Source organism: Nocardia amikacinitolerans NBRC 108937 (assembly GCF_001612615.1).
Lineage (GTDB): Bacteria > Actinomycetota > Actinomycetes > Mycobacteriales > Mycobacteriaceae > Nocardia > Nocardia amikacinitolerans.
Genome location: NZ_BDAU01000072.1, coordinates 1 through 6,089 on the forward strand (window position 1 = coordinate 1; position 6,089 = coordinate 6,089).

General features: G+C 62.9%; 5 protein-coding genes. 3 read left to right on the top strand and 2 right to left on the bottom strand.

Features of this window, described 5'->3' with window-relative positions:
* Positions 1-917: 917 nt before the first annotated feature.
* The gene (locus NAM01S_RS35530; protein ID WP_157108020.1) at positions 918-1,163 is read right to left on the bottom strand and encodes a hypothetical protein; all 246 of its coding nucleotides are present in this window, start codon (positions 1,161-1,163) and stop codon (positions 918-920) included.
* 152 nt (positions 1,164-1,315) lie between these two features.
* Positions 1,316-2,122, bottom strand: a complete 807-nt coding sequence (locus NAM01S_RS35535) for a hypothetical protein (protein WP_157108021.1) — start codon at positions 2,120-2,122, stop codon at positions 1,316-1,318.
* 324 nt (positions 2,123-2,446) lie between these two features.
* Between NAM01S_RS35535 and NAM01S_RS32450 the strand changes: the two genes are divergently transcribed.
* The 3 genes from NAM01S_RS32450 to istB all read left to right on the top strand — a co-directional run bounded on the left by NAM01S_RS32450 (position 2,447) and on the right by istB (position 5,564).
* Complete coding sequence (locus NAM01S_RS32450) at positions 2,447-3,412, top strand: DUF4238 domain-containing protein (RefSeq protein ID WP_067792949.1); 966 nt, start codon at positions 2,447-2,449, stop codon at positions 3,410-3,412.
* A gap of 83 nt (positions 3,413-3,495) precedes the next feature.
* A complete protein-coding gene (istA, locus tag NAM01S_RS32455) occupies positions 3,496-4,758 on the top strand; it encodes an IS21 family transposase (protein ID WP_157108022.1) in 1,263 nt (420 codons plus the stop codon).
* A gap of 2 nt (positions 4,759-4,760) precedes the next feature.
* On the top strand, positions 4,761-5,564 hold the full coding sequence (gene istB, locus NAM01S_RS32460) for an IS21-like element helper ATPase IstB (RefSeq protein WP_067792955.1): 804 nt from the start codon (positions 4,761-4,763) through the stop codon (positions 5,562-5,564).
* Positions 5,565-6,089 lie beyond the last annotated feature (525 nt).

Consider the following 6,089-nt stretch of genomic DNA (forward strand, 5'->3'; position numbering starts at 1 on the left):
CTGTACTCGGCTCAACGGTTTCGGGGGCGAGCCCGAGAAGATCGTCGAGTACGGCCCATTCGTTGGACTCGGTCGGCATCGTCATTCTTCCTCTCACCAGAACCGTCACGGGCATGTCGAAGAAGCAGCTGAAGCAGCAGCCTAGCTGCGGCAGGGGACAACTCAGGGGGATCGTCTGGACAAACAACCTGGATTGATTCAGCGGGGCGTCTGCGAGACGGATGCGCGACCATCGGGTTCAGCGCTCACAGCCGCGACAGCGTCAGAATGCTGGCATGGCATCCAAAGCCAGCCGACCTGGTAGTTCCTTGGTGCCTGGCGAACGCGCGGACCACCGCGCAGCCGGACTCTCGTTCCAACGATGGCAGGGTGGTGTGGCGGAGCCAATGTGCGGTGACCCCCAGAGTCGCCGCCCGCGGCAGGTGGGGGCGGAATCGTTCGCGCAGATAGTTGTAATGGCGTCGCCCCACCGGATCCCCGGTGCGATACCGAATGACCACGGAGGTGGCCCCACTGCGGATCTCGACGTGCGGCCCCAAGTGCCGCATAGATACGTCTCCACCAGAAGGGGAAGAGGGTTCGACAACCTGAGTTTCGGCTGGAGGGCGAGCGCAAGGCCCGGCAGATTGGGCCTGGGGCAATGGAGACATCGGGCACTACTCTTCTGCCCGTCTAGCCTGATTGTCCCGTCACCATGTAACCAGATCTTGCACTCTCGCGCCACTAGCGGCATGGCGTGCGTGGGGATCGGAACCTGCGACCACTTGACCCCCAGGAAGGGTGACGGATCATCCACGCACGTCACACACGCTGAAGCCCAAGGCGCGACAACCGTCGAACGGATGGCCGTCTATGCGCAAGCACCACGTGTGGTCCCCAGATGGTCCCCATCTCGCCCTCCCTGATCGCCGGGTTGATCACGGATTGCCACCGGTTGTCGTACGTGGGCTCACTCCTCGGACATCATGCAGCATCCGGATCTTGCAGATAGGTGGGATGCTTCGAACCTGTTCCATCCTTCGTGCGGCGTCGAGTTCGCGCGCGAGGCGGTCACCTGCGGCTTCTAGCTCCTTGGTAAGCCGTTCATTCACCCGGTTCACCTCGGCTGCTGCGTCGTCGTTGGTGTCGTCAGAAGTGTCGTCGTCGCCCAGTGTCGCCGCCAACTCGACCCAGAGCGGGACGGACTCAAATAGCCTGGAGGGCGGCGCTTTTGGTTAGCTCGCAGGTTGGCGTCGACAAGCGCGTTGTTCTGATTCGTTCATTGCGTGCGGTCTCGCCTGGTCCCGCAATCACGGGGGCCAGGGGTCGGCCCTACTCAGTTGTCGAACGGGTTGTGACTGCTCCATCCCTCATTACCCCAGAGCAGTACTCGTCGCGAGAAATCCGGAGCGAGCCACAAGTGAGTGATCGCCGCAGGGAGCGGCGGTGGTTCAGTCGGAAGATCTTCGCTCTGCGCGAGGTTGTGAAACACGTCAAAAGGCAACGCGCTCCAGTGAATCGGGACGAACAGGTGTCGCTCGTCTGCATTGGTCTTGGCGAGCTTGTCGAAGTGGCGCGGGAAGTGTGATTGGCTGAACACATCTGCCAGAGCAGGTCGAAGCCCAATGAGTGAGCCAGCTACGAAACCCCCACGGCCAGTGGGCACCACCATCGCGGTGCGAACCTGAGAACCGTCGACTGCGGGCACAGTGGCATGGCCAGCCATGGATGAAGCAGACTCCTCGACAAGCCATTGCAAATCCGGGTCAGGATAGCCACGGCGGAGCAGCTGCCACGGGTCTTCTACCCCCGCGGCCTCACACGCGAGCGCAATCTTGCTGTATGCGCCCCGAAGTCGGGGAATGTCTCGTGGCGCACCGACGCGGATCGTCCACCACCACTTTCCAGGCAAGGGCCAACTATTATCGTCCTTGTCGAGCAGACTGTCAGTTTGGATAGCGCCGTCGGCCGCAAGTGCGGTGACTTCGAACGCCGCGCGACTGCCATCAGGAAGTGTGAGCATCGCGTCAACAGCACCAATGCGGCCGCCTACATCCCAAGGTGTAGCAACCGCATCGAGTACTCGTTCAGCAATCAAGCATGCGGCCTGCTCTTGAGGCTTCAGGCCCTTCAGTCTGTCCATGTAGTCCAAACTCCATCTGGCGCTCTTGGTAACCGCCCATTGAAGCGCATAACATGGTTGCCAGCCAACGGTTTTGAGTTTGTCCCTCTCGACGTTTGCATGGGTTGAGTGGAGTCGGTGGTGCTGTTCGTAGCAGCTTGACCAGCGGATTCGCCAGCCGGAGTGTTGGTGGGCGCCGGGCGTTGGGTGTGCCGCTGCGGGCAGTCTGCGGACTCGTCGACGGGGCCGCTGATGTGGCGGAAAGGGCGTGCCGCATCGACTTTGACAGCCCGGCTACTCTGATATGGCTGGTAGCGAGTTGGGTGAGTCGGGAGGGGCGAGCGGGTGGGTACCGTAGCGAAGCTGCACCACACCGTGCCCAAGTTCTATCTCCGAGGGTTCGCCGACGAGGGCGAGCGCATAATGACGGTGCGGTTGCCGGGAGATCGGCGCTTTACCCAGAGCATCAACAAGACCGCCGCCACGAACCACTTCTATTCAATTGAGGGTCACCCCGATGGGGCGGACGCTTTCGAGAAGGCGCTGTCGGAAGTGGAGAGGGAAACTGCGCCGGTCTTCCGGTCGATTGCTGATGGGGTATGGCCACTGCCTCTGGAGCAACGCGTTCGCCTCGGGTATTTCATCGCGTTGCAGGCCGTGCGAGGCCCCGATCACCGGCGCAATATCGGACACCTCATGGCCCAGACCACGCGAATCGAGGCCGAGTTGAGTGGGCCTGACGGTGCGCAAGAGTGGATCAGGGATCGCTTCGGGATCGAGGTCGATAAGAAGCAGGCGGCCGAGGTGTGGGAGCGCGCGACGCGTCCTTCAAAGCCGTTGGTGGTTCCGCCCCCGCTTCACATCGATCAGATAGCCACGATGGCAGAGGAACTTGTGAAGTTCGCCATCGGCAGGCCATGGACGCTGGTGCGGTTCGAGCGACGGTCACTCGTAACCTGTGATGCACCAGTAGGGCTGGTGCCAGGGCCAAACCATGACCCGTGGCGCGGCGTGGGGTTTCTCACGGCCTGGGGAATCACGTTTCCACTGAGTCGAAGGCTTGGCCTCGTAATGAGCGATGCCACGCCGCTCGCCGAGGCTCAGATACCGGTCGAGAGCGTGCACGATGGAGAGTTCGACAGCGCAGAGCCGGGCAGCGCTGCGGAGGAGCGGTTCATCAACTGGAGCACAGTTCGAACAGCTGGTGAATGTGTATACCTCCATCCCGGCGATGAACGGTTCCTGCCCGATCCGTTGCCCAAGGCGACATTGACCACAATCCATGTGAGCGGACAAAAGGCCTCCGGGTAAGCATGGAGTTGGTGTCGGTGCCGACCCAATACTGAGCAGGAACTGCCGACTCAATTTTGAACAGCCCTGTACTCCTGTGGAGGGTGATTTCAGTGGAGGACTGGGCCGAGATCCGTCGGCTGTACCGGTCTGAGGGTGTGTCGATCAGCGAGATCGCCAGGCGGCTGGGGATCGCGCGGAACACGGTGCGGGCCGCGTTGGCATCGGACCGGCCACCGAAATACGAGCGCAAACCGGCCGGGTCGCTGACCGATGGGGTCGAGCCCCAGATCCGGGCACTGTTGGCGGAGTTTCCTCGGATGCCTGCCACTGTGGTCGCGGAGCGAATCGGATGGACTCACTCGTCGTCGATCCTGCGGGCGCGGATCCAGAAGATCCGCCCCGAATACGCCGGTGTCGACCCTGTCGACCGAGTGAACTACGAGCCGGGCCGGACAACGCAGTGCGACTTGTGGTTTCCCGACGTGAAGATCCCGGTCGGGAACGAGCAGTCCAGGGTTCTGCCGGTGCTGGTGATGACCTCGGCGTATTCGCGGTGGTTGACCGCGGTGATGCTGCCCTCACGCCAAGCCGGGGACTTGCTCTCAGGAATGTGGCAGCTGATTGCCGGGATCGGGCGGGTCACGAAAACGCTGGTCTGGGACCGGGAAGCAGCGATCGGCGGCGGCGGGAAAGTGACCGAGCCGGCCGCGGCGTTCGCGGGGACCCTGGGGACGAGGATCGTTCTGGCGCCGCCGCGGGACCCGGAGTTCAAGGGAATGGTCGAGCGCTGCAACGGTTTCCTGGAGACCTCGTTTTTGCCCGGCCGCCGGTTCACCTCGCCGGCCGACTTCAACACGCAGCTGGGTGAGTGGCTGGTCCGTGCCAACAACCGCACGGTCCGCGCGATCGGCGGCCGCCCGATCGAGGTCTTCGACACCGACTATGCGGCGATGACGCCGTTGCCGCCGGTCGACCCTATTGTCGGGCTCAGCCACCGGATCCGTTTGGCGCGTGACTATTACGTTCGAGTCGACACCGTTGACTACTCCATCGACCCGCGAGTGATCGGCCGGTTCATCGACGTTACCGCCTCACCTACGGCGGTGGTCGCCCGTTGCGAGGGTGAGGTGGTCGCCCGGCACGAGCGTTGCTGGGCGCAGCGGGTCGTGGTCACCGATCCCGCTCACGTCGAACTGGCCCGGCAGCTGCGCGCCGGCCTGGCCCGCGACCGGGACAGCCGCGCCCGCGCGGCCCGTCACCACGCGGACGGGCATCCGGTGATGCTGCGGCCGCTGCCCGATTACGACGCCCTGTTCGGCGTCGACTTCACACCTGTTCCCCCGACCGAAGCGAGCAACCAGTAGTCATGAGCAAGTTCACCGCCGCCCCCAGAACACAACCGGCAGAAGGGATCCCGTCCCTGCTGCACTACCTGACCCGCGTCCTCAAGACCCCGACGATCGGGCACTGCTGGGAAGAACTCGCCGAGCACGCCCGCGACGAGAACTGGTCTCACGAAGAGTATTTGGCGGCTGTCCTGCAACGCCAGGTCTCTGATCGCGAGGCCAAGGGCACCTCGATGCGGATCGCGACCGCGCATTTCCCGCAGGTCAAAACCCTCGAAGAGTTCAACCTCGATCACCTGCCGTCGTTGCGGCGGGATGTGTTGGCGCACTTGGCGACCAGCACGTTCGTCAAGGCGGAGAACGTGATCCTGCTCGGGCCGTCCGGGATCGGGAAGACCCACCTCGCGATCGGACTCGGCGTCAAAGCGGCCCAGTCCGGGCATTCGGTGTTGTTCGATACCGCGAACAACTGGATTACCCGGTTGTCGGCGGCGCATCAGATGGGGCAGCTCGAGGCGGAGTTGAAGAAGATCCGCCGCTATCGGCTGGTCATTGTCGACGAGGTCGGCTACATCCCGTTCGATCAGGACGCAGCAAATTTGTTCTTCCAGCTCGTCGCTTCCCGCTACGAGCAAGGTTCGATGATGGTCACTTCGAACCTGCCGTTCGGGGGTTGGGGCGAGACGTTCTCCGACGATGTCGTGGCAGCCGCGATGATCGACCGCCTGGTCCATCACGCCGAGGTTCTGACCCTGACCGGTGATTCCTACCGGACCCGGCAGCGGCGGGAGCTCCTCGCCAAAGACCGGACGACCAGCAACTAACCAACCCGGGCTGCGCAGATTTGAGACGGCAGGCTCCGCTCAGGTTTGGGTCGGCATTGACAGTTGGCCTTGGCTCCAGCGGCGATGGCCGAATTGACCCCCTCGGCCGCGGGGGTCAGCACCTTCGGCGTCCCCACGCTGGCAACCCTGGTTCGGCTGGAAGCTGTCCGACGGTGTCGCGTTGTAGACTCTGCTTCGGCTTACTTCATGGTTGAGAAGCTGCTTCGGTCGGCCAGGCCAGGCAGGGAACCCAAGACCTTCGAGTTGTGCGTTGCGTGGCCAAGCCAAGGCCGGATTTTTTTCTCGCATGACTGGTCCTTCTGAGAGGAACCAGTCATGTCCTATTTGTCGGATGCCGGTTGGCTGATCGCCATCGGTGTGATCGTTCAGTCGAGTTTGCGTTTGCTGACTGCTCTACTGCTTGGCCTGTTCGGTCTGAGAAAGGCATCCCGAGGCGATGTCGTTGAGGTACTTCATGCGACAGCAGCGCTGATCCGGCGACGGAAATAGCCCGCGGTCGTGAAT